Source organism: Streptomyces sp. NPDC051976 (assembly GCF_040680795.1).
Lineage (GTDB): Bacteria > Actinomycetota > Actinomycetes > Streptomycetales > Streptomycetaceae > Actinacidiphila.
In genome coordinates this window covers 1-23,433 of sequence record NZ_JBFAXL010000014.1, presented here as the reverse complement: position 1 = coordinate 23,433, position 23,433 = coordinate 1, and the positions used below count along the sequence as shown (strand labels likewise).

Below are 23,433 nucleotides of genomic sequence, written 5' to 3'. Positions count from 1 at the left end.
ACAAGGGAGCACCGTTGAGCAGGTTGCGCTGGCTGACCGCGGGGGAGTCGCACGGCCCCGCACTCGTCGCGACGCTGGAGGGACTGCCCTCCGGGGTGCCCGTCACCACGGAGCTGGTGGCGGACGCGCTGGCGCGGCGGCGGCTCGGCTACGGACGCGGCGCCCGGATGAAGTTCGAGCGTGACGAGGTCACCTTCCTCGGCGGCGTACGCCACGGCCTCACCATGGGCAGCCCGGTGGCCGTCATGGTCGGCAACACCGAGTGGCCGAAGTGGGAGCAGGTCATGTCGGCCGACCCCGTCGACCCCGAGATCCTCGCCGGGCTCGCCCGCAACGCGCCGCTGACCCGGCCGCGGCCCGGCCACGCCGACCTCGCCGGGATGCAGAAGTACGACCTCGACGAGGCCCGGCCGGTCCTGGAGCGCGCCAGCGCCCGTGAGACCGCCGCCCGGGTCGCGCTCGGCGCCGTCGCCCGCTCCTACCTCAAGGAGACCGCGGGCATCGAACTGGTCTCGCACGTGGTGGAGCTGGCCGGAGCGAAGGCGCCGTACGGCATCGTCCCCGTGCCCGGTGACGAGGCGCGGCTGGACGCAGACCCGGTGCGCTGCCTGGACGCCGACGCGAGCAAGGCGATGGTCGCGGAGATCGACCAGGCCCACAAGGACGGCGACACCCTCGGCGGCGTCGTCGAGGTCGTCGCCTACGGAGTACCGGTCGGCCTCGGCTCGCACGTGCACTGGGACCGGCGGCTCGACGCCCGGCTGGCCGCCGCGCTGATGGGCATCCAGGCGATCAAGGGCGTCGAGGTCGGCGACGGCTTCGAGCTCGCCCGGGTGCCCGGATCCAAGGCGCACGACGAGATCGTCCCCACCGCGGACGGCGTCCGCCGCACCTCCGGCCGTTCCGGCGGCACCGAGGGCGGCATGAGCACCGGCGAACTGCTGCGGGTGCGCGCCGCGATGAAGCCCATCGCGACCGTGCCGCGGGCACTGGCCACCATCGACGTCACCACCGGCGAGGTCGCCCAGGCGCACCACCAGCGCTCCGACGTGTGCGCGGTTCCGGCCGCGGGCATCGTCGCCGAGGCCATGGTCGCCCTGGTGCTGGCCGACGCGGTCGCCGAGAAGTTCGGCGGCGACTCGGTCGCCCAGACCCGGCGCAGCGTCCGCGGCTACCTCGACCACCTGGTGGTGAAGTGACCGCGCGGGAGGACGGGCAGCCCGGACCGGGCCCCGTGGTCGTCCTGGTCGGCCCGCCCGGCGCGGGCAAGTCCACCGTCGGCCGAGTGCTGGCCGACCGGCTGGGCATCACGTACCGCGACACCGACGCGGACATCGAGGCCGGCGCGGGCAAGCCGATCCCCGACATCTTCATCGACGAGGGCGAACCGCACTTCCGCGACCTGGAGCGGGCCGCGGTCCGCTCCGCGCTCGCCGGGCACGACGGGGTGCTGTCGCTGGGCGGCGGCGCCGTCATGGACGACGGCACCCGCGCCCTGCTCACCGGGCTGCCGGTGGTCTTCCTCGACGTCGGTCTGCACGACGCCGTACGCCGTGTCGGCCTGGACGCGCCGCGCCCGCTGCTCGCGGTCAACCCGCGCCAGCGCTGGCGCGAGCTGATGGACGTACGCCGTCCGCTCTACACCGAGGTCGCCCGGGCCGTCGTCGGCACCGACGGCCGCACCCCCGAGGACGTGGCCGACGCCGTCCTCGACGCACTCCAACTGAAGGACGCATGAGCGAGAACCCGCCCGCCGGCTCCGGCGCGCAGACCACCGCGCCCCCCACCCGCATCCAGGTCGGCGGCAGCGCGGGCACGGAAGCCTACGAGGTGCTGGTCGGTCACCAGCTGCTCGGCGAGCTGCCCGGACTGATCGGCACCTCGGCCCGGCGGGTGGCCGTACTCCACCCCGAGGCGCTGGCCGGGACCGGCGAGGCGATCCGCGAGGACCTCGCCGAGCAGGGGTACGAAGCGATCGCCATCCAGCTGCCGAACGCCGAGGAGGCCAAGACCGTCGAGGTCGCCGCCTACTGCTGGAAGGCGCTGGGCCAGACCAACTTCACCCGCAGCGACGTGATCGTGGGCGTCGGCGGCGGCGCGACCACCGACATCGCCGGATTCGTGGCCGCGACCTGGCTGCGCGGGGTGCGCTGGATCGCGGTGCCCACCACGGTGCTCGGCATGGTGGACGCGGCGGTCGGCGGCAAGACCGGCATCAACACCGCCGAGGGCAAGAACCTGGTCGGGGCCTTCCACCCGCCCGCCGGGGTGCTCTGCGACCTCGCCGCCCTGGAGTCGCTGCCGGTCAACGACTACGTCAGCGGGCTCGCCGAGATCATCAAGGCCGGGTTCATCGCCGACCCGAAGATCCTCGACCTGGTCGAGGCCGACCCCGCCGCGGCCCGTACGCCCGCGGGACCGCACACCGCCGAGCTGGTCGAGCGCGCCATCCGGGTCAAGGCCGAGGTGGTCTCCGCCGACCTCAAGGAGTCGGGGCTGCGGGAGATCCTCAACTACGGCCACACCCTGGCGCACGCCATCGAGAAGAACGAGCGCTACAACTGGCGGCACGGCGCCGCCGTCTCCGTCGGCATGGTCTTCGCCGCCGAACTCGGGCGGCTGGCCGGGCGGTTGGACGACGCCACCGCCGACCGGCACCGCGCCGTACTGGAGTCCGTCGGCCTGCCGCTGAGCTACCGCGGCGACCAGTGGCCCAAGCTGGTGGAGACCATGAAGGTCGACAAGAAGTCCCGCGGCGACCGGCTGCGCTTCATCGTCCTCGACGGCCTGGCCAAGCCCGTGGTGCTGGAGGCGCCGGACCCGGCCGTCCTGCTCGCCGCCTACGGGGAGGTGTCCGCGTGACCCGCCAGGTCCTGGTCGTCAACGGCCCCAACCTGGGGCGGCTCGGCTCCCGCGAGCCCGACGTGTACGGCGCGACCTCGTACGCGGGCCTCGTCGAGGCGTGCACCAAGCTCGGCGCCGAACTGGGCTTCGACGTCGAGGTCCGCGAGACCAACGACGAGGGCGAGCTGGTCCGCTGGCTGCACGAGGCCGCCGACGGCCGGATCCCGGTGGTGCTCAACCCCGGCGCCTTCACGCACTACTCCTACGCTATGCGGGACGCGGCGGCGCAGCGCACCGCCCCGCTGATCGAGGTGCACATCTCCAACCCGTACGCCCGCGAGGAGTTCCGGCACACCTCGGTGGTCGCGGCCGTCGCCAGCGGTACGGTCGCCGGGTTCGGGATCGGCTCCTACCGGCTGGCGCTGCGGGCGCTCGCCGAGGAGATCGACGGCTGATCAGCCGCGGTACGGCCCGGCGGCGGCGCCGGGCACCACGGACGTTACCCACGCGTTCACACAAGTGAGCCCGGGGGCGGTACCGTTCGGTGTCGTCATGACGCAGAACCTCCGGCACGAGATGGAGTGGGCCGTGATGCAGCACGCTGTGGGGGCACCGCAGCCTGGCCGCCCTGGCCGTCCGACGGCTTCCGCCGGCGGTACCACCGGGCACTTTCCGCTGCCCGCGCCGGCTCCCGTGCAGGTCCCGGGGCCGGGCGCCGGCGGCTCGCTGTCCGGCGCCGCGCACGGGCCGATAGCCGTGCTGCTGATCGGCGCCGCGGGCGCGGGCAAGACCACGATCGCCCGGCACTGGGCGGACAACCGGGGCGCGCCGACCGCGCACATCAGCCTCGACGACGTCCGCGAGTGGGTCAGGGCCGGTTTCGCCGACCCCCAGGCGGGGTGGAACGAGCACTCCGAGGCGCAGTACCGGCTGGCCCGCCGTACCTGCGGCTTCGCCGCCCGGAACTTCCTGGCCAACGGTGTCTCCTGCATCATCGACGACGCCGTCTTCCCCGACCGCCCGGCGGTCGGCCTCGGCGGCTGGAAGCGGCACGTCGGCCCCGGCCTGCTCCCCGTCGTCCTCCTCCCGGGCCTCGACATCGTCCTGACCCGCAACGCGGCCCGCAGCGGCAACCGCCGGCTCTCCGACGAGGAGGTCGCCCGCATCCACGGCCGCATGGCCGGCTGGTACGGCTCCGGCCTCCCCATCATCGACAACTCCCACCTCGACGTCCCCTCCGCCGCCGCCGCCCTCGACCGCGTAGTAGCCCGCAGCCTCCAAGGCCCCCCGACCTGGTAACACCCCACCGCGCCCCCCGGAGGCCCCGCCTTTCTCCGCCGCGACGGCGAGCACCGAATCACCGCATCCCGGCGGTGCCGAACCGGCCTCACCCCCCGTAGACGCCCCGCCCGCAGGGTGAACCGTAGACCCCCCACCCCGGCCCGGAGGGCCACGGTCGGACGCGTACCGGAAGCCCCGGGCGCGAAGCGCCCGTACGCTCGCCACATGTCCGAGGTGCACGCAGCACGCAGAGAACGCCTGCGCGAACGGTGCGCGGCGGCCGGTGCGGCCGCCGCGCTGGTCACCCGGCCCGCCAACGTCCGCTACCTGACGGGCTGCTCCCCGCAGGGCGCCGCACTGCTGGTCGGACCGGGTACGCAGGCCGCCCTGCTGCATCTGCGCCCCCCGCCGGACGACATGGCGGACGGCCAGCCGCCGGACGACCTGCGCGCGGTGCTGCTGCCCTCGCCGGACGGCGACGCCGCCGTCGCGGCCGCCGACCTGGCCAGGGAGTGGCACGCCGACTCCCTCGCCGTCGAGGAGCACCACCTCACCGTCGCCCGCCACCGCGCCATCGGCTCGGTCGCCGCGGGCCTGCCGCTGTCCGACCTGGGCGGCGCCGTCGAACAGCTGCGGCTGGTCAAGGACGAGCACGAGATCGCCGCCCTCCGCATCGCCGCCGAGATCGCCGACCAGGCCCTGGGCGAGCTGCTGGAGTCCATCCTGGTCGGCCGCACCGAGCGGCACCTCGCACTGGAGCTGGAGCGCCGCCTGGTCGACCACGGCGCGGAGGGCCCCGCCTTCCGCACCTCCGTCGGCACCGGCCCGCACTCCGGCACGGCCCGGCACGCCCCGACCGACCGCCGCGTCGAGGAGGGCGACTTCCTCACCGTGCGGCTGGGCGCCTGCTACCGCGGCTACCGCTGCGAGGTCGGCCGTACCTTCGTCATCGGGACGGCTCCCGCCGCCTGGCAGGTCGAGCTGTACGAGCTGGTATTCGCCGCCCAGCGGGCCGGCCGTGAGGCGCTCGCACCGGGTGTGGCCTGCCGCGACGTCGACCGGGCCACCCGCGCGCCGCTGACCGCCGCGGGCCACGCGGAGGGCCTCGCGGCATGGTCGGGACACGGCGTGGGGCTCGAAATCGACGAGGACCCTCAGTTGTCACCTGCGGCCATGGGTAAACTGGACGCTTGCGTGCCGGTCACCGTCGAACCGGGGGTCCACCTTCCGGGCCGCGGCGGTGTCCGCATCGACGACACACTCGTCGTACGCCCCACGGCGGACGGCGGGCCCGAGCTACTCACCATCACGACCAAGGAACTGCTCGCCCTGTGACGGGCGTCCTTCCTCGGTCCCCGAAGCAGCACATTCAGGAGATTCCGCAACCGTGGCCACCACGAACGACCTCAAGAACGGCCTCGTGCTCAAGCTCGACAGCGGTCAGCTCTGGACCGTAGTCGAGTTCCAGCACGTCAAGCCCGGCAAGGGCCCCGCCTTCGTGCGCACCAAGCTGAAGCACGTGCTCTCCGGGAAGGTCGTCGACAAGACCTTCAACGCGGGCGTGAAGGTCGAGACCGCCAACGTCGACAAGCGCGGCATGCAGTTCTCCTACAAGGACGGCAGCGACTTCGTCTTCATGGACACCGAGACGTACGACCAGATCATGGTCAGCCCCGAGGTGGTCGGCGACGCCGCCAACTACCTGCTGGAGGGCTTCGAGGCCGTCGTCGCGATGTACGAGGGCTCCGCGCTCTACGTCGAGCTGCCCGCCTCCGTCGAGCTGGTGATCGAGTACACCGAGCCCGGCGTGCAGGGCGACCGCTCCACCGGCGGCTCCAAGCCCGCCCGCCTGGAGACCGGCTACGAGATCGGTGTCCCGCTCTTCATCACCACCGGTGAAAAGGTGAAGGTCGACACCCGTACGGGCGACTACCTCGGCCGGGTGAACAGCTAACCGTGGCTGCCCGCAACAAGGCCCGTAAGCGCGCCTTCCAGATCCTCTTCGAGGCGGAGCAGCGGGACGCCGACCCGAAGACCGTCATGGCGGACTGGATCCGGCTCGCGCGGACCGACGACCGGCAGCCGCCGGTCACCGAGTACACGATGCAGCTCGTCGAGGGCTGTGCGGCGCACGCGGACCGGATCGACGAGCTGCTGTCCAGCTACTCGGTCGGCTGGACCCTCGACCGGATGCCCGTCGTCGACCGCAACGTGCTCAGGCTCGGCACCTACGAGCTGCTCTGGGAGGACGACGTCCCGGACGCGGTGGTGCTGGACGAGGCGGTGCAGCTCGCCAAGGAGTTCTCCACCGACGAGTCGCCCTCCTTCGTCAACGGGCTGCTGGCCCGGCTGATGGAGCTGAAGCCGACCCTCAAGCGCTAGGGCCTGTCCGCAGGACAGGCCCTAGACCCAGGTTCCGCTCCCACCAGGCTCGCGGCAGAAGGTGAACGATATTCTGCTTCGGGCCTGGTGTGCGTCCGGCCCCCTGGCCTAGATTCCCGCGCATGGACGCTGACGGGGACGACGACCTGATCCTGGCGGACCTCGCGAAGATGCGGGGCGCCGACCTGCCGGTGCACGGCGGCCGCACGATGGCGTACGTCTACGACGCCGGGCTGGCCGGACTCGACGACCTGGCGGCGCGGGCCCAGCGCGCGGTCGCGGGCGTCAACGGCCTGGACATGACCGCCTTCCCGAGCGTGATCGCGTTGGAGAACGACCTCGTCGGCCGGACCGCGGCGCTGCTCGGCGGCGGCCCCGAGACGGTCGGCACCTTCACCAGCGGCGGCACCGAGAGCTGCCTGCTGGCCGTCCTCACCGCCCGTGAGTACGCCCGCCGGGTGCGCGGCGTCACCGCGCCGGAGATCGTCCTGCCGGTCACCGCGCACGCCGCCTTCCACAAGGCGGCAGCGCTCTTCGGCCTGACCGTGGTGAGCGTCCCGGTGGACCCGGGGACCTTCCGGGTGCGCGCGGCCGACGTCGCCGCGGCGATCAGCGACCGCACCGCCCTGGTGGTGGTCTCGGCGCCGTCCTACGCCCACGGGGTGATCGACCCGGTCGAGGCGGTGGCGCGGGAGGCGGCGGCGCGCGGGGTGCTGTGCCACGTGGACGCGTGCATCGGCGGCTGGTACCTGGCCCACCGGCGGCTCGCCGCCGCCATCCCGCCGCCGCCCGCCTTCGACATGGCGGTGCCCGGCGTCAGCTCGCTCTCCGTCGACCTGCACAAGTACGGCTACACCCCCAAGGGCGCCTCGGTGCTGCTGCTGCGGGACGCGGAGCTGCGGCGGCACGGATGGTTCGCGCACGCCTCCTGGCCCGGCTATCCGGTCGTCAACGCCACGCTGCAGGGCACCAAGTCCGCGGGGCCGCTGGCCGCCGCCTGGGCGGTCACCAGGGAGATCGGGACCGCCGGGTACACCGAGCTGTCCCGGCGCGTCCACGCCGCCACGGAACGGCTGGTGGAGGGCATCGGCACCATCGCCTGCCTGCGGGTGCTGGGCACCCCGCAGGCGTCGCTGGTCGCGGTGGCCGCCGCGACGCAGGCCGGGCTCGACCCGTTCGTGGTCGCGGACGAGATGCGGCTGCGCGGCTGGTACCTCCAGCCGCAGCCCGCCTTCGGCGGCTCCCCGGCCAATGTGCATCTGACGGTGACCGCCGCGGTCGCCGACCCCGAGGTGATCGACGAACTGCTGGACGAGCTGGCGGCGGCGGTACGGCGGGCCCGGCTGATCGGCCCGATGGAGGTCGACGAGGGGCTTGTCGCGCTGGCGGCCGGGCTCGACCCGGACGCGCTGGGCCCCGAGGAGGTCGCGCTGGCCCTCCAGCTCGCGGGCGTCGGCGCCGACGGCGCGCTGCCCGAGCGGATGGCGCCCGTACTGGCCGTGCTGCAGGCCCTGCCGCCCCGGCTGACCGAACGGCTGCTCCCCGAGGTCATCTCCCGCCTCTACCCGCCGTCCGCGGCGGTGCGCTGAGCCGGGGGCGCGGCGGGGGACCGGCGGAGAACACAGCGCCGCCCGGGGCGGGCCATGGCGGCCTGCCCCGGGCGGCGGGACGTTTCTGCAGTGTGCGGGCGAGCTGTCGGCTCAGGCTTCTTCGTGCTGGACGGCACGGCGCGCGTCCGCGTCGAGGACGCCCCAGCCGATGAGCTGCTCGGTGAGCACCGACGGCGACTGGTCGTAGATCACGGCCAGGGTGCGCAGGTCGTCCTGGCGGATCGACAGCACCTTGCCGTTGTAGTCGCCGCGCTGGCTCTGGATGGTGGCCGCGTACCGCTGGAGCGGGCCTGCCTTCTCCGGCGGGACCTGGGACAGCCGCTCCAGGTCGAGCACCAGCTTCGGCGGCGGCTCGGCGGCGCCGCCGGGGGTCGTGCCCGGCAGCAACTCCTGCACCGGCACCCCGTAGAAGTCCGCCAGCTCGGCGAGCCGCTGCACGGTCACGGCGCGGTCGCCGCGCTCGTACGAGCCCACGACCACTGCCTTCCAGCGGCCCTGGGACTTCTCCTCGACGCCGTGCAGAGAAAGGCCCTGCTGCGTACGGATGGCACGGAGCTTTGCTCCGAGCTGCTTGGCGTAATCGCTGGACATATGGCTCCCCGGACGGAAACTCGGTGACTCACTGTGAGGTTACGCAGCGTAATCCGTGCCCGTCAAGCTGAAATAGTCCGACCGGTCTCTGACCTGGGCGGTCTGCGCCACCTGATACCGTTGCCGCGTACCCCAGACGTCCTTTAAGACCCGTCCCGTGAGGCGGGGAAGGAGGTCCCCGACCCATGGTCGAAGACCGCAGCACAGAATCCGCGCGGCCGGTGCTCGAAGCCCCGGACATCGCGCGGGTGCTCACCCGCATCGCCCACGAGATCGTCGAGCGCGCCAAGGGCGCCGACGACGTGGTGCTGCTCGGCATCCCCACCCGCGGCGTCCACCTCGCCGGACGGCTGGCGGACAAGCTCGCCGAGATCACCGGCCGTACCACGGCGGTGGGTTCGCTCGACATCACCATGTACCGCGACGACCTGCGGCTGCACCCGGCGCGCGCGCTGGCCCGTACCGAGATCCCCGGCGACGGCATCGACGGCCGGCTGGTCGTCCTCGTCGACGACGTGCTCTTCTCCGGCCGCACCATCCGCGCCGCGCTCGACGCCCTGAACGACATCGGCCGCCCGCGCGCCGTCCAGCTCGCCGTGCTCGTCGACCGCGGCCACCGCGAACTGCCCATCAGGGCCGACTACGTGGGCAAGAACCTGCCCACCTCGCTCCGCGAGACCGTCAAGGTGCTGCTCACCGAGGAGGACGGTCGCGACACCGTCCTGCTCGGTCAGCGGGACCACCAGGAACCCGCCACCACCGCGCCGCGCCAGGGACTCCCGGCGGACGAATAGCGCACCCGCGCCAGGACCCGTGACGGGTCCGGCGCTTCCGCGTGCCCTGACCCGCCCCAGCACCCCCTGGAGTGACCCGATGAAGCGCCACCTGATCTCGGCCGCCGACCTCAGCCGCGACGACGCCCTCCTCGTCCTCGACACCGCCGAGGAGATGGCCCGCCTGGCCGACCGGCCGATCAAGAAACTGCCCACCCTGCGCGGCCGTACCGTCGTCAACCTCTTCTTCGAGGACTCGACCCGGACCCGTATCTCCTTCGAGGCGGCGGCCAAGCGGCTGTCCGCCGACGTCATCAACTTCTCCGCCAAGGGCTCGTCGGTCTCCAAGGGCGAGTCCCTGAAGGACACCGCGCTGACCCTGGAGGCGATGGGCGCCGACGCCGTCGTCATCCGGCACCACTCCTCCGGAGCGCCGCACCGGCTGGCGACCTCCGGCTGGATCGGCGGCTCGGTGGTCAACGCCGGCGACGGCACCCACGAGCACCCCACCCAGGCGCTGCTCGACGCCTTCACCATGCGCCGCCACCTGTCCGGCGTCGGCCGGGACCTGTCGGGCCGCCGCGTCACCGTGGTCGGCGACATCCTGCACAGCCGGGTGGCCCGCTCCAACGTGCTGCTGCTCAACACCCTCGGCGCCCAGGTCACCCTGGTCGCGCCGCCCACCCTGCTGCCGATCGGCGTCGAGGAGTGGCCCTGCGAGGTCAGCTACGACCTCGACGCGGTGCTCGCCAAGACCGACGCCCTGATGATGCTCCGGGTGCAGAGCGAGCGGATGAACGCCGCCTTCTTCCCCACCGAGCGCGAGTACTCCCGGCGCTACGGCCTCGACGGCCTGCGGATGGCGGCGCTCCCCGAGCACGCCATCGTGATGCACCCCGGCCCGATGAACCGCGGCATGGAGATCACCGCCGAGGTAGCCGACTCCCCGCGCTGCACCGTCGTCGAGCAGGTCGCCAACGGCGTCAGCACCCGGATGGCCGTCCTCTACCTGCTGCTCGGCGGCTCGGAACCCGCCATCGCCACCGCAGCCACCGCCCGTACCGAGGAGAGCAAGTGACCATGAGCAAGACCCTGATCCGCGGTGCGAAGGTCCTGGGCGGCGAGCCGCAGGACGTGCTGATCGACGGCGAGACCGTCGCGGCCGTCGGCGGCGGCCTGTCCGGCGAGGGCGCGACCGTCGTCGAGGGCGAGGGGCTGGTCCTGCTGCCCGGCCTCGTCGACCTGCACACCCATCTGCGCGAGCCGGGCCGTGAGGACTCCGAGACCGTGCTCACCGGCACCAGGGCCGCCGCGGTCGGCGGCTACACCGCCGTCCACGCCATGGCCAACACCTTCCCCGTCGCCGACACCGCCGGCGTCGTCGAGCAGGTCTGGCGGCTGGGCCGCGAGTCCGGCTACTGCGACGTGCAGCCGGTCGGCGCCGTCACCGTGGGCCTGGCGGGCAAGCAGCTCGCCGAGCTGGGCGCCATGGCGGACTCCGCCGCCCAGGTACGGGTCTTCTCCGACGACGGCAAGTGCGTGGACGACGCGGTGATCATGCGCCGCGCGCTGGAGTACGTGAAGGCGTTCGACGGCGTCGTCGCCCAGCACGCCCAGGAGCCGCGGCTGACCGAGGGCGCCCAGATGAACGAGGGCGTCGTCTCCGGCGAGCTGGGGCTGCGCGGCTGGCCCGCCGTCGCCGAGGAGTCGATCATCGCCCGCGACGTGCTGCTCGCCGCCCACGTCGGCTCCCGGGTGCACATCTGCCATCTGTCGACCGCCGGGTCCGTGGAGCTGGTCCGCTGGGCCAAGTCCAAGGGCTGGGACGTCACCGCCGAGGTCACCCCGCACCACCTGCTGCTCACCGACGAGCTGGTCAGGTCGTACAACCCGGTCTACAAGGTCAACCCGCCGCTGCGCACCGAGGCCGACGTGCTGGCGCTGCGCGAGGCGCTGGCCGACGGCACCATCGACTGCGTCGCCACCGACCACGCCCCGCACCCGCACGAGGACAAGGACTGCGAGTGGGCCGCGGCGGCGATGGGCATGGTGGGCCTGGAGACGGCGCTGTCCGTCGTGCAGCACACCATGGTCGACACCGGACTGCTGGACTGGGCGGGCGTCGCCGACCGCATGTCGGCCCGGCCCGCCGTCATCGGGCGGCTGTCCGGGCACGGCCGTCCGATCGCCGCGGGCGAGCCCGCCAACCTCGTCCTGGTCGATCCCGCATACCGTGGAGTCGTCAACCCCGCGGGCTTCGCCTCCCGCAGCCGCAACACCCCCTACGAGGGCCGCGAGCTGCCGGGCCGGGTCCTCGCCACCTTCCTGCGGGGCCGGGCGACGGTCATGGACGGGAAACTCCAGTGACAGCTCTGAACCTGCTCGCAGCGGCCACAGTGCAGGCGGCCGGCAAGCACTCCGCGAAGGTCACCGACTGGACCGACCGGGTCGGCTGGATCGTCGGCCTCGCCCTGTTCGTGGGCCTGGTCTACTGGCTGATGCGGCAGGGCTGGCAGTGGCGCCGCACCCTGCAGGGCGGGCTGCCCGAGCTGCCGCCGCTGCCGGAGACGGCAGGCGAGCCGCTGCTGGAGCTGCACGGCCGCTACCACGGCAGCACCACCGCCGGTCAGTGGCTGGACCGCATCGTGGCGCACGGCCTCGGGGTGCGCAGCATGGCCGACCTCACCCTCACCGACGAGGGAATCGACGTCGTCCGCACCGGCGCCCCCGACTTCCACATCCCCGCCACCGCGCTGCGCGGCGCCCGCCTCGACAAGGGCATCGCGGGCAAGGTGCTCACCGAGGGCGGCCTGCTCGTGGTGACCTGGGAGCACGGCGGCACCCTCATCGACTCCGGATTCCGCGCCGACCACGCGGCGGACCACCCGGCCTGGGTCACCGAGGTCAACCGCCTCAGCGGCGACCGGGCGGTGGCGTTCACCGACGGCAAGCAGGACGACACCAAGGACGACACGCACGACGACGTGCACCACGTCACCCAGCACGACAAGGAAGGCGCACAATGACGACCTCCACCCGGGCGGCCAGCACACCCGCCGTACTCGTCCTGGAGGACGGCCGCACCTTCCGCGGCCGGTCCTACGGGGCCGTGGGGGAGACCTTCGGCGAGGCCGTCTTCTCCACCGGCATGACCGGCTACCAGGAGACGCTCACCGACCCCTCGTACCACCGCCAGGTGGTCGTCATGACCGCCCCGCACGTCGGCAACACCGGCGTCAACGACGAGGACGCGGAGTCGTCGCGCATCTGGGTGGCGGGCTATGTCGTCCGCGACCCCGCCCGCACCCCGTCCAACTGGCGCTCGCGCCGCTCCCTCGACGAGGAACTCGTCACCCAGGGGATCGTCGGCATCAGCGGCATCGACACCCGCGCCCTCACCCGCCACCTGCGCGAGCGCGGCGCGATGCGGGTCGGCATCTTCTCCGGCAACGCCGTCGCCGACGACGGGATACTGCTCGCCAAGGTGCGCCAGGCCCCCGAGATGACCGGCGCCGACCTGTCCGCCGAGGTCGCCACCAAGGAGGCGTACGTCGTCCCCGCCATCGGCGCCAAGCGGTTCACCGTCGCCGCGCTCGACCTCGGCATCAAGGGCATGACCCCGCACCGGATGGCCCAGCGCGGCATCGAGGTGCACGTGCTGCCCGCCGCCGCCACCGTTGAGGACGTCTACGCGGTCGCCCCGGACGGCGTGTTCCTGTCCAACGGCCCCGGCGACCCCGCCACCGCGGACCTCACGGTCATCAAGGAGGTGCTGGAGCGGAAGACGCCGCTGTTCGGCATCTGCTTCGGCAACCAACTGCTCGGCCGGGCCCTCGGCTTCGGCACCTACAAGCTCAAGTACGGGCACCGCGGCATCAACCAGCCGGTGCAGGACCGGAGCACCGGCAAGGTCGAGGTCACCGCGCACAACCACGGCTTCGCCGTCGACGCGCCGACCGACCGGGTCAGCCAGACCCCGTACGGCCGCGCCGAGGTCAGCCATGTCTGCCTGAACGACGACGTGGTCGAAGGGCTGCGGCTGCTCGACCAGCCCGCCTTCAGCGTCCAGTACCACCCAGAGGCGGCCGCGGGTCCACACGACGCCGCGTACCTGTTCGACCGCTTCGTCTCCCTGATGGAGGGCCAGCGTGCCTAAGCGCACCGACATCCAGTCCGTCCTGGTCATCGGTTCAGGACCGATCGTCATCGGCCAGGCCGCCGAGTTCGACTACTCCGGCACCCAGGCGTGCCGGGTGCTCAAGTCCGAGGGCCTGCGGGTCATCCTGGTCAACTCCAACCCGGCCACGATCATGACCGACCCGGAGATCGCCGACGCCACCTACGTCGAGCCGATCACCCCGGAGTTCGTCGAGAAGATCATCGCCAAGGAGCGCCCCGACGCGCTGCTGCCCACCCTCGGCGGCCAGACCGCGCTCAACACCGCGATCTCGCTGCACGAGAACGGCACGCTCACCAAGTACGGCGTCGAGCTGATCGGCGCCAACGTGGAGGCGATCAACAAGGGCGAGGACCGCGAGCTCTTCAAGGGCGTCGTCGAGGCCGTCAACGCCAAGATCGGCCACGGCGAGTCCGCCCGCTCGGTCATCTGCCACTCCATGGACGACGTCCTGGCCGGTGTCACCGCCCTCGGCGGCTACCCCGTCGTCGTCCGCCCCTCCTTCACCATGGGCGGCGCCGGCTCCGGCTTCGCGCACGACGAGGAGGAGCTGCGCCGGATCGCCGGACAGGGCCTCACCCTCTCGCCGACCACCGAGGTGCTCCTGGAGGAGTCCATCCTCGGCTGGAAGGAGTACGAGCTGGAGCTGATGCGCGACAAGCACGACAACGTGGTGGTCGTCTGCTCCATCGAGAACTTCGACCCGATGGGCGTGCACACCGGCGACTCCATCACCGTCGCCCCGGCGATGACGCTGACCGACCGCGAGTACCAGATCCTGCGCGACATCGGCATCGCGGTGATCCGCGAGGTGGGTGTCGACACCGGCGGCTGCAACATCCAGTTCGCCGTCAACCCCGAGGACGGCCGGGTCATCGTCATCGAGATGAACCCGCGCGTCTCCCGCTCCTCGGCGCTCGCCTCGAAGGCCACCGGCTTCCCGATCGCCAAGATCGCCGCCCGGCTCGCGGTGGGCTACACGCTCGACGAGATCCCCAACGACATCACCGAGAAGACCCCGGCGTCCTTCGAGCCGACGCTCGACTACGTCGTGGTCAAGGTGCCGCGCTTCGCCTTCGAGAAGTTCCCGGCCGCCGACGCCACCCTCACCACCACCATGAAGTCGGTCGGCGAGGCGATGGCCATCGGCCGCAACTTCACCGAGGCGCTGAACAAGGCGCTGCGCTCGCTGGAGAAGAAGGGCTCGCAGTTCGACTTCGTCTCCGACCCGGGCGCCTCCAAGGAAGAGCTGCTGGCCAAGGCCGCGGTGCCCACCGACGGCCGGATCAACACCGTGATGCTGGCGATCCGCGCCGGCGCCAGCCAGGAGGAGGTCTTCGACGCCACCAGGATCGACCCCTGGTTCGTCGACCAGCTCTTCCTGATCAAGGAGTACGCCGACGACCTGGCCGCCGCCGACCGGCTCGACCCCGAGCTGCTCGCCGATGCCAAGCGGCACGGCTTCTCCGACGCCCAGATCGCCGCCATCCGGGGCCTGCGCGAGGACGTGGTGCGCGAGGTCCGCCACGCGCTGGGCATCCGCCCGGTCTACAAGACGGTCGACACCTGCGCCGCCGAGTTCGCCGCCAGCACCCCGTACTTCTACTCGTCCTACGACGAGGAGAGCGAGGTCGCGCCCCGCGAGAAGCCCGCGGTGATCATCCTGGGCTCCGGACCCAACCGCATCGGCCAGGGCATCGAGTTCGACTACTCCTGCGTCCATGCCTCCTTCGCGCTGCACGACGCCGGGTACGAGACGGTGATGGTCAACTGCAACCCGGAGACCGTCTCCACCGACTACGACACCTCCGACCGGCTGTACTTCGAGCCGCTCACCCTGGAGGACGTCCTGGAGATCGTGCACGCCGAATCGCAGGCGGGACCGGTCGCGGGCGTCATCGTGCAGCTCGGCGGCCAGACCCCGCTGGGCCTGGCCCAGGCGCTCAAGGACAACGGGGTGCCGGTCGTCGGCACCTCGCCCGAGGCGATCCACCTCGCCGAGGACCGGGGCGCCTTCGGCCGGGTGCTCGCCGACGCCGGACTGCCCGCGCCCAAGCACGGCACCGCGACCTCCTTCCCCGGCGCCAAGGCCATCGCCGACGAGATCGGCTACCCGGTGCTGGTCCGCCCTTCGTACGTGCTCGGCGGCCGCGGCATGGAGATCGTCTACGACGAGACCCGGCTGGCCTCGTACATCGCCGAGTCCACCGAGATCAGCTCCGACCGCCCGGTGCTGGTCGACCGCTTCCTCGACGACGCCATCGAGATCGACGTGGACGCCCTCTTCGACGGCCACGAGCTGTACCTCGGCGGCGTCATGGAGCACATCGAGGAGGCCGGTATCCACTCCGGCGACTCGGCGTGCGCGCTGCCGCCCATCACCCTGGGCGGCCACGACATCAAGCGGCTGCGGACCTCCACCGAGGCCATCGCGCGCGGCGTCGGGGTGCGCGGCCTGATCAACATCCAGTTCGCGCTGGCCGGGGACATCCTCTACGTGCTGGAGGCCAACCCGCGCGCCTCCCGTACCGTGCCCTTCACCTCCAAGGCCACCGCGGTGCCGCTGGCCAAGGCCGCCGCGCGGATCTCGCTGGGCGCCACCGTCGCCGAGCTGCGCGTCGAGGGCCTGCTGCCGTCCAGCGGTGACGGCGGCGAACTGCCGCTGGACGCGCCGATCTCCGTCAAGGAGGCCGTGCTGCCCTGGTCCCGCTTCCGCGACGTGCAGGGCCGCGGCGTCGACACCATCCTCGGCCCGGAGATGCGCTCCACCGGCGAGGTCATGGGCATCGACGCGGTCTTCGGCACCGCCTACGCCAAGTCGCAGGCGGGCGCGTACGGCGCGCTGCCCACCAAGGGCCGCGCGTTCGTCTCGGTCGCCAACCGCGACAAGCGCGCGCTGATCTTCCCGGCCCGCGCGCTGATCGAGCACGGCTTCGAGCTGCTGGCCACCTCCGGCACGGCCGAGGTGCTGCGGCGCAACGGCATCGAGGCACGCGTGGTGCGCAAGCAGAGCGAGGGCGTCGGGCCCGAGGGCGAGCCGACCGTGGTGACCCTGATCCACGAGGGGGAGGTCGACCTCATCGTCAACACCCCCTTCGGCACCGGCGGCCGCCTCGACGGCTACGACATCCGCACCGCCGCCGTGGCCCGCGGCATCCCGTGCCTGACGACGGTCCAGGCGCTGGCCGCCGCCGTCCAGGGCATCGACGCCCTCAACCGCGGCGACATCACCGTGCGGTCCCTGCAGGAGCACGCGGAGCACCTGATCGCGGCGCGCGAGGCGTGAGACGGCGGCCCCGCCGGGGGCGTGGGCGCACACGGCGCCGCACGCCCCCGGCGGGGCACGACCCGGGACCTCCGCAGACGACAACCGACGGGAACGCCATGTACCACCTCCTCTTCCGGCTGGTCTTCCGCCGGATGGACCCCGAGAACGCCCACCACCTGGCCTTCCGCTGGATCCGGCTCGCCGCCCGGGTGCCCGTCCTGCGCACCTTCGCCGCCGCCGTGCTCGCGCCGCGCCACCCGGAGCTGCGGACCGAGGCGTTCGGGCTGCGGATGCACGGGCCGTTCGGGCTGGCCGCCGGGTTCGACAAGAACGCGACGGCGATCGACGGGATGGCCATGCTCGGCTTCGACCACGTCGAGATCGGCACGGTCACCGGGCAGGGCCAGCCGGGCAACCCCAGGCAGCGGCTCTTCCGGCTGGTCGCGGACCGCGCGCTGATCAACCGGATGGGCTTCAACAACGACGGCTCGGCGGCCGTCGCGGCCCGGCTGGCCGCCCGGCGGCCGGTGTTCAGGACCACGCTGGGCGTCAACATCGGCAAGACCAAGGCGGTGCCCGAGGACGAGGCGGCCGCCGACTACGTGCTCTCCACCGAGCGGCTCGCGGCGCACGCCGACTACCTGGTGGTCAACGTGTCCTCGCCCAACACCCCGGGGCTGCGCAATCTGCAGGCCACCGCCGCGCTGCGCCCGCTGCTCACCGCGGTACGCGAGGCCGCCGACCGCAGCGTGCCCGAGCGCCGGGTGCCGCTGCTGGTGAAGATCGCCCCCGACCTCGCCGACGAGGACGTGGACGCGGTCGCCGACCTGGCCGTCGAGCTGGGCCTCGACGGCATCATCGCCACCAACACCACCATCGCCCGTGAGGGCCTGGGCCTGCGGTCGGACCCCGCGCTGCTGGCCGAGACCGGCGGGCTGTCGGGCGCGCCGCTGAAGGACCGCTCCCTGGAGGTCCTGCGGCGGCTCTACGCCCGGGTCGGCGACCGCATCACGCTGGTCGGCGTCGGCGGGATCGAGGACGCCGAGGACGCCTGGCAGCGCATCCTGGCCGGCGCCACCCTCGTCCAGGGCTACAGCGCCTTCATCTACCAGGGCCCGTTCTGGATGCGGTCGGTCCACAAGGGCCTGGCCGCCCGCCTGGCGGTCAGCCCGTACGCCACCCTCGCCGACGCGGTCGGCGCCGACACCAGAAAGGTCCCCGCATGACCACCCCGGAGCTCGAACCCTTCGGCGCCCGGCTGCGCCGCGCGATGGACACCCGCGGCCCGCTGTGCGTGGGCATCGACCCGCACGCCTCGCTGCTCGCGGACTGGGGCCTGAACGACGACGTCGCCGGTCTGGAGCGCTTCACCATGACCGTGGTGGAGGCGCTGGGTGGTGAGACCGCGGTGTTCAAGCCGCAGTCGGCGTTCTTCGAGCGGTTCGGCTCGCGCGGGCTGGCCGTGCTGGAGCGCGCGGTGGCCCAGGCGCGGGCCGCGGGCGCGCTGGTGCTGATGGACGCCAAGCGCGGCGACATCGGCTCGACGATGGGCGCGTACGCCGCCACGTACCTGGAGAAGGACTCCCCGCTCTTCAGCGACGCCGTCACCGTCAGCCCGTACCTCGGCTTCGGGTCGCTGCGGCCGGCGCTGGACGCGGCGCGGATCTCCGGGGCGGGGGTGTTCGTGCTCGCGCTGACCTCCAACCCGGAGGGCGCCGAGGTGCAGCGGGCCACCGTCGCGGACGGCAGGTCGGTCGCGCAGGTCATGCTCGACCACATCGCCACCGAGAACGCGGGCGCGACCCCGCTCGGCTCGGTCGGCGCGGTGGTCGGGGCGACCCTCGGCGACGCCCACGCCGATCTGGACGTGAACGGTCCGCTGCTGGCTCCCGGAATCGGCGCGCAGGGTGCCACTCCGGCGGATCTGCCCCGGGTGTTCGGTGCCGCGCTGCGCAATGTGCTGCCGAGTGTGAGTCGTGGAGTGCTGAAATTCGGACCGGATTCCGTGGGTCTGCGGGCCGCCGCGGCACGATTCGCCGACGAGACTCGGGCGGCGGTCGCGGAAGCGTGACAGGAGCAGCGCAAGAGTGCCCCGAAAACGGCCGTTGAAACGTCCGAAAAAAGGGCCGGATTCAACCACCGGGCACATTGCCCCCGATTCCTGTTCCGGTTTGCCCCAAATATCCCGCCGGATCGAGTCTGACCAGGACTTTTCGACTGTTCTCGCTGACTTGGACCGTTCGGACCGCTAGTCTCCGACAGGAGCGCGCAGTTCACACGCGCCGCTCGTCGCCCCGCAGGTCGGGGCGTCGTTCCACACGGTCCATATCCGATTGCTCTACATCCGAGGTGACGTAGGCGTGGCTCTTCCGCCCCTTACCCCTGAACAGCGCGCTGCCGCGCTCGAAAAGGCCGCCGCGGCTCGCCGGGAGCGCGCCGAGGTCAAGAACCGGCTCAAGCACTCCGGCGCTTCTCTGCACGAGGTCATCAAGCAGGGCCAGGAGAACGATGTCATCGGCAAGATGAAGGTCTCCGCCCTTCTCGAGTCGCTCCCCGGCGTGGGCAAGGTCCGCGCCAAGCAGATCATGGAGCGCCTCGGCATCTCCGAGAGCCGCCGAGTGCGTGGTCTGGGCTCGAACCAGATCGCATCCCTGGAGCGCGAGTTCGGCGGCACCGCCGCCTGACGGTCCCAGGACCTCCGGGAACCAGGGATAATCGCTCCATGAGTTCTGCAGTCTCCCAGCGATTGACCGTGCTCTCCGGCCCCTCAGGGGTCGGCAAGAGCACGGTCGTCGCCCACCTGCGCACGGTGTACCCCGAGGTCTGGCTCTCGGTCTCGGCCACCACCCGCAAGCCTCGTCCCGGCGAGCAGCACGGTGTCCAGTACTACTTCGTCGACGACGACGAGTTCGACAAGCTCGTCGCCAACGGCGAACTGCTGGAGTGGGCCGAGTTCGCGGGCAACCGCTACGGCACCCCGCGCAGGGCGGTGCTCGACAAGCTGGCCGCGGGCGAGCCGGTGCTCCTGGAGATCGATCTCCAGGGAGCCCGGCTGGTCCGCCAGTCGATGCCCGAGGCGCACCTGGTCTTCCTGGCTCCGCCGAGCTGGGAGGAACTGGTGCGCCGGCTCACCGGGCGCGGCACCGAGTCACCCGAGGTGATCGAGGAGCGGCTGAGCGCCGCACGCGTCGAGCTGGCGGCCGAGGCCGAGTTCGACGAGACCCTTGTCAACACCTCCGTCGAGGATGTAGCGCGTGAGCTGCTAGCCTTGATGAAGATTGCATGACGAAGATTTTCTGAACTGCACTCGCGGCGTCTGCCGCGATCTGTCTTCCAACAGTAGGGGTAGGTAGAGCGTGTCCTCTTCCATCACCACGCCCGAGGGCATCATCAACCCGCCGATCGACGAGCTGCTCGAGGCCACCGACTCGAAGTACAGCCTGGTGATCTACGCGGCCAAGCGTGCGCGTCAGATCAACGCGTACTACTCCCAGCTCGGTGAGGGCCTGCTGGAGTACGTCGGCCCCCTCGTGGACACCCACGTCCACGAGAAGCCGCTCTCCATCGCGCTCCGCGAGATCAACGCGGGTCTGCTGACCTCCGAGGCCGTCGAGGCGCCCGCCCACTGAGGCGCCCGATCGCAGTACCTCGCACTTCACCACGGGCCCGGCGGCGCGACCGCCGGGCCCGTGGTGTGTCATGGGGAGCAGGGTCACGACGGAACTCGGGTCGGGAGAGACGATGGCGTCGCAAGAGACGATGACCAAGCCGCGGGTCGTACTGGGCGTCAGCGGGGGGATCGCCGCCTACAAGGCGTGCGAGCTGCTGCGGCGGCTCACCGAGTCCGGCCACGACGTACGGGTGGTGCCCACCGCGTCGGCCCTGCACTTCGTCGGCGAGGCGACCTGGTCGGCGCTGTCCGGCAACCCCGTCTCCACCCGGGTCTGGGACCACGTCGACGAGGTGCCTCACGTCCGCATCGGGCAGCACGCCGACCTGGTGGTGGTCGCCCCGGCCACCGCCGACATGCTCGCCAAGGCCGCGCACGGCCTCGCCGACGACCTGCTGACCAACACCCTGCTGACCGCCCGCTGCCCGGTGGTCTTCGCGCCCGCGATGCACACCGAGATGTGGGAGCACCCCGCCACCCAGGAGAACGTGGCCACCCTGCGCCGCCGCGGGAACGTGGTCATCGAGCCCGCCGTCGGCCGGCTGACCGGCGTCGACACCGGCAAGGGACGGCTGCCCGACCCGGCCGAGATCTACGAGATCTGCCGCCGCGTCCTGGCCCGCGGCCCGGTGGAACGCGACCTCACCGGCCGCCATGTGGTGATCAGCGCCGGCGGCACCCGCGAGCCGCTCGACCCGGTCCGCTACCTGGGCAACCGCTCGTCCGGCAAGCAGGGCTACGCGCTGGCCCGTACCGCGGTGGCCCGCGGCGCCCGGGTCACCCTGGTGGCGGCCAACACCGGGCTGCCCGACCCCGCCGGCGCCGACGTCGTGGCCGTGGGGACCGCGGCCCAGCTCCGGGAGGCGGTGCTCAAGGCCGCCACCGACGCCGACGTGGTGGTGATGGCCGCGGCCGTGGCCGACTTCCGGCCCGCCGAGTACGCGGCCGGGAAGATCAAGAAGAAGGACGGCGAGGAGCCCCCGCCGCTGGTCCTGGTGCGGAACCCCGACATCCTCGCCGAGCTGTCCACGCACCGTTCACGTGACGGCCAGCTGGTCGTCGGCTTCGCGGCCGAGACTGACGACGTTCTGGCGAATGGGCGTACCAAACTCACCCGCAAGGGTTGCGATCTGCTGGTCGTCAACGAGGTGGGGGAGGGCAAGGCGTTCGGCACGGAGGAGAACGAAGCCGTGGTGCTGGGCGCCGACGGCAGCGAAACAGCCGTGCCACGCGGCCCGAAAGAGGCCCTCGCCGAACAGGTGTGGGATCTCGTCGCGGCCAGGCTGGCGTGAAGTGATGCCGGTCATGACCTATCCAAAGAACGAGATGCCGCGCCCGCCGGAGCGGTACGAACGATAAACTAACGAAGAAGTGTCGGGGGCAGCCCCCAGCACTTCGCCAAATCTCAGCCAGCAGCCGCTGCAACCCCAGGGAGCGATGTGTCCCGCCGCCTGTTCACCTCGGAATCTGTCACCGAGGGCCACCCAGACAAGATCGCTGACCAGATCAGCGACACGATCCTCGACGCGCTCCTGACGGCGGACCCGACCTCCCGGGTCGCCGTGGAGACGCTGATCACCACCGGTCAGGTGCACATCGCAGGAGAGGTGACGACCACCGCGTACGCGGACATCGCCACTCTGGTGCGCAACAAGATCCTCGACATCGGCTACGACTCGTCGAAGAAGGGATTCGACGGCGCCTCGTGCGGCGTCTCGGTGTCCATCGGCGCGCAGTCTCCCGACATCGCGCAGGGTGTCGACACCGCCTACGAGAAGCGGGTCGAGGGCGCCGCGCAGACCGCCGACGACGAGCTGAACAAGCAGGGCGCCGGTGACCAGGGCCTGATGTTCGGCTACGCCTCGGACGAGACGCCCGAGCTGATGCCGCTGCCGATCACGCTGGCCCACCGGCTGTCGAAGCGCCTCACCGAGGTCCGCAAGAACGGCACCATCCCGTACCTGCGCCCCGACGGCAAGACCCAGGTCACCATCGAGTACGACGGCGACAAGGCGGTCCGCCTCGACACCGTCGTGGTCTCCTCGCAGCACGCCTCGGACATCGACCTGGAGTCGCTGCTCGCGCCCGACATCCGCGAGTTCGTGGTCGAGGTCGAGCTGAAGGCGCTGCTGGACGACGGCATCAAGCTCGACACCGACGGTTACAAGCTGCTGGTCAACCCCACCGGACGGTTCGAGATCGGCGGCCCGATGGGTGACGCCGGGCTCACCGGCCGCAAGATCATCATCGACACCTACGGCGGTATGGCCCGCCACGGTGGCGGCGCCTTCTCCGGCAAGGACCCGTCCAAGGTCGACCGCTCCGCCGCCTACGCGATGCGCTGGGTCGCCAAGAACGTCGTCGCCGCCGGGCTCGCCGCCCGCTGCGAGGTCCAGGTCGCCTACGCCATCGGCAAGGCCGAGCCCGTCGGTCTCTTCGTCGAGACCTTCGGCACCGAGAACGTGGACGTCGAGAAGATCGAGCAGGCCATCTCGCAGGTCTTCGACCTGCGGCCCGCCGCGATCATCCGCGACCTCGACCTCCTCCGCCCCATCTACGCCCAGACGGCCGCTTACGGGCACTTCGGGCGCGAGCTCCCCGACTTCACCTGGGAGCGGACCGACCGCGTCGACGCCCTTCGCTCCGCCGCGGGCGTCTAAGTCCTCCCTCGGCGCCCCCGCCCCCGGGTTTCCCCCCGGCCGGCGGGGGCGCCGTATTTCCCCCGGCGAGGGGACGCGCCCCGTAGGGGCGCGGGGAACTGCGCGACCAGCCGTCGCGTGGCTGTAGGTCACCACCGGCCCCAATGGGGCAGACGCGTGGTCTTCGGACCACCGGCC

General features: G+C 72.0%; 23 protein-coding genes. 22 read left to right on the top strand and 1 reads right to left on the bottom strand.

Translation table 11 applies throughout. From position 1 onward, the window contains the following. Positions 1-14: 14 nt before the first annotated feature. The 9 genes from aroC (at position 15) to AB0M29_RS16705 (ending at position 8,096) form a co-directional block, all read left to right on the top strand. The gene (gene aroC, locus AB0M29_RS16745; protein WP_365383152.1) at positions 15-1,199 is read left to right on the top strand and encodes a chorismate synthase; all 1,185 of its coding nucleotides are present in this window, start codon (positions 15-17) and stop codon (positions 1,197-1,199) included. Beyond that, on the top strand, positions 1,196-1,738 hold the full coding sequence (locus AB0M29_RS16740; RefSeq protein WP_365383151.1) for a shikimate kinase: 543 nt from the start codon (positions 1,196-1,198) through the stop codon (positions 1,736-1,738). The genes aroC and AB0M29_RS16740 overlap by 4 nt, the downstream gene beginning before the upstream one ends. Then, positions 1,735-2,862: a 3-dehydroquinate synthase gene (gene aroB, locus AB0M29_RS16735; protein WP_365383149.1), complete on the top strand. Its 1,128-nt coding sequence runs from the start codon at positions 1,735-1,737 to the stop codon at positions 2,860-2,862. The genes AB0M29_RS16740 and aroB overlap by 4 nt, the downstream gene beginning before the upstream one ends. Next, on the top strand, positions 2,859-3,299 hold the full coding sequence (gene aroQ, locus AB0M29_RS16730) for a type II 3-dehydroquinate dehydratase (protein ID WP_365383147.1): 441 nt from the start codon (positions 2,859-2,861) through the stop codon (positions 3,297-3,299). The genes aroB and aroQ overlap by 4 nt, the downstream gene beginning before the upstream one ends. Before the next feature lie 97 nt (positions 3,300-3,396). Further along, a complete protein-coding gene (locus tag AB0M29_RS16725; RefSeq protein ID WP_365383145.1) occupies positions 3,397-4,143 on the top strand; it encodes an AAA family ATPase in 747 nt (248 codons plus the stop codon). A 207-nt stretch (positions 4,144-4,350) separates the two neighbouring features. Next, positions 4,351-5,460, top strand: coding sequence for a M24 family metallopeptidase (locus tag AB0M29_RS16720; RefSeq protein ID WP_365383144.1), 1,110 nt, complete (start codon positions 4,351-4,353; stop codon positions 5,458-5,460). A 52-nt stretch (positions 5,461-5,512) separates the two neighbouring features. Beyond that, on the top strand, positions 5,513-6,079 hold the full coding sequence (efp, locus tag AB0M29_RS16715) for an elongation factor P (RefSeq protein WP_365383142.1): 567 nt from the start codon (positions 5,513-5,515) through the stop codon (positions 6,077-6,079). A gap of 2 nt (positions 6,080-6,081) precedes the next feature. Beyond that, positions 6,082-6,507 carry a transcription antitermination factor NusB gene (gene nusB / locus AB0M29_RS16710; protein WP_365383140.1) on the top strand — a complete coding sequence of 142 codons (426 nt, stop codon included), beginning with the start codon at positions 6,082-6,084 and terminating at the stop codon, positions 6,505-6,507. 122 nt (positions 6,508-6,629) lie between these two features. Next, positions 6,630-8,096: an aminotransferase class V-fold PLP-dependent enzyme gene (locus AB0M29_RS16705; RefSeq protein WP_365383138.1), complete on the top strand. Its 1,467-nt coding sequence runs from the start codon at positions 6,630-6,632 to the stop codon at positions 8,094-8,096. 111 nt (positions 8,097-8,207) lie between these two features. Here the strand turns inward: AB0M29_RS16705 and bldD are convergent, their stop codons facing one another. After that, positions 8,208-8,708 (bottom strand): transcriptional regulator BldD, encoded by a 501-nt coding sequence (gene bldD, locus AB0M29_RS16700; protein ID WP_365383137.1) that lies wholly within the window; start codon positions 8,706-8,708, stop codon positions 8,208-8,210. A gap of 185 nt (positions 8,709-8,893) precedes the next feature. Here bldD and pyrR point away from each other — a divergent pair, with 185 nt between their 5' ends. From pyrR to metK, 13 genes are all read left to right on the top strand, one after another. Further along, positions 8,894-9,502, top strand: coding sequence for a bifunctional pyr operon transcriptional regulator/uracil phosphoribosyltransferase PyrR (gene pyrR / locus AB0M29_RS16695; protein ID WP_365383136.1), 609 nt, complete (start codon positions 8,894-8,896; stop codon positions 9,500-9,502). Between the two features lie 79 nt (positions 9,503-9,581). Further along, entirely contained in the window at positions 9,582-10,559 is a 978-nt protein-coding gene (locus AB0M29_RS16690; protein WP_365383135.1) for an aspartate carbamoyltransferase catalytic subunit, read from the top strand. 2 nt (positions 10,560-10,561) lie between these two features. Beyond that, positions 10,562-11,848, top strand: a complete 1,287-nt coding sequence (locus tag AB0M29_RS16685) for a dihydroorotase (RefSeq protein WP_365383133.1) — start codon at positions 10,562-10,564, stop codon at positions 11,846-11,848. Further along, on the top strand, positions 11,845-12,507 hold the full coding sequence (locus tag AB0M29_RS16680; protein WP_365383131.1) for a hypothetical protein: 663 nt from the start codon (positions 11,845-11,847) through the stop codon (positions 12,505-12,507). The genes AB0M29_RS16685 and AB0M29_RS16680 overlap by 4 nt, the downstream gene beginning before the upstream one ends. Continuing rightward, positions 12,504-13,637, top strand: coding sequence for a glutamine-hydrolyzing carbamoyl-phosphate synthase small subunit (gene carA / locus AB0M29_RS16675; protein WP_365383129.1), 1,134 nt, complete (start codon positions 12,504-12,506; stop codon positions 13,635-13,637). The genes AB0M29_RS16680 and carA overlap by 4 nt, the downstream gene beginning before the upstream one ends. Then, complete coding sequence (gene carB / locus AB0M29_RS16670) at positions 13,630-16,944, top strand: carbamoyl-phosphate synthase large subunit (protein ID WP_365383127.1); 3,315 nt, start codon at positions 13,630-13,632, stop codon at positions 16,942-16,944. Before carA ends, carB begins: the two co-directional genes overlap by 8 nt. A gap of 98 nt (positions 16,945-17,042) precedes the next feature. Further along, positions 17,043-18,152, top strand: a complete 1,110-nt coding sequence (locus AB0M29_RS16665) for a quinone-dependent dihydroorotate dehydrogenase (RefSeq protein ID WP_365383125.1) — start codon at positions 17,043-17,045, stop codon at positions 18,150-18,152. Beyond that, the gene (gene pyrF, locus AB0M29_RS16660) at positions 18,149-18,997 is read left to right on the top strand and encodes an orotidine-5'-phosphate decarboxylase (RefSeq protein WP_365383123.1); all 849 of its coding nucleotides are present in this window, start codon (positions 18,149-18,151) and stop codon (positions 18,995-18,997) included. Before AB0M29_RS16665 ends, pyrF begins: the two co-directional genes overlap by 4 nt. Positions 18,998-19,286: 289 nt before the next feature. Next, positions 19,287-19,610, top strand: a complete 324-nt coding sequence (locus AB0M29_RS16655; protein ID WP_031515413.1) for an integration host factor — start codon at positions 19,287-19,289, stop codon at positions 19,608-19,610. Between the two features lie 38 nt (positions 19,611-19,648). Beyond that, complete coding sequence (gmk, locus tag AB0M29_RS16650; protein ID WP_365383121.1) at positions 19,649-20,212, top strand: guanylate kinase; 564 nt, start codon at positions 19,649-19,651, stop codon at positions 20,210-20,212. 70 nt (positions 20,213-20,282) lie between these two features. After that, positions 20,283-20,555, top strand: a complete 273-nt coding sequence (gene rpoZ / locus AB0M29_RS16645) for a DNA-directed RNA polymerase subunit omega (RefSeq protein WP_033174507.1) — start codon at positions 20,283-20,285, stop codon at positions 20,553-20,555. A gap of 130 nt (positions 20,556-20,685) precedes the next feature. Further along, positions 20,686-21,888, top strand: coding sequence for a bifunctional phosphopantothenoylcysteine decarboxylase/phosphopantothenate--cysteine ligase CoaBC (coaBC, locus tag AB0M29_RS16640; protein WP_365383380.1), 1,203 nt, complete (start codon positions 20,686-20,688; stop codon positions 21,886-21,888). 147 nt (positions 21,889-22,035) lie between these two features. After that, positions 22,036-23,256 carry a methionine adenosyltransferase gene (metK, locus tag AB0M29_RS16635; protein ID WP_365383118.1) on the top strand — a complete coding sequence of 407 codons (1,221 nt, stop codon included), beginning with the start codon at positions 22,036-22,038 and terminating at the stop codon, positions 23,254-23,256. Positions 23,257-23,433: the final 177 nt, after the last annotated feature.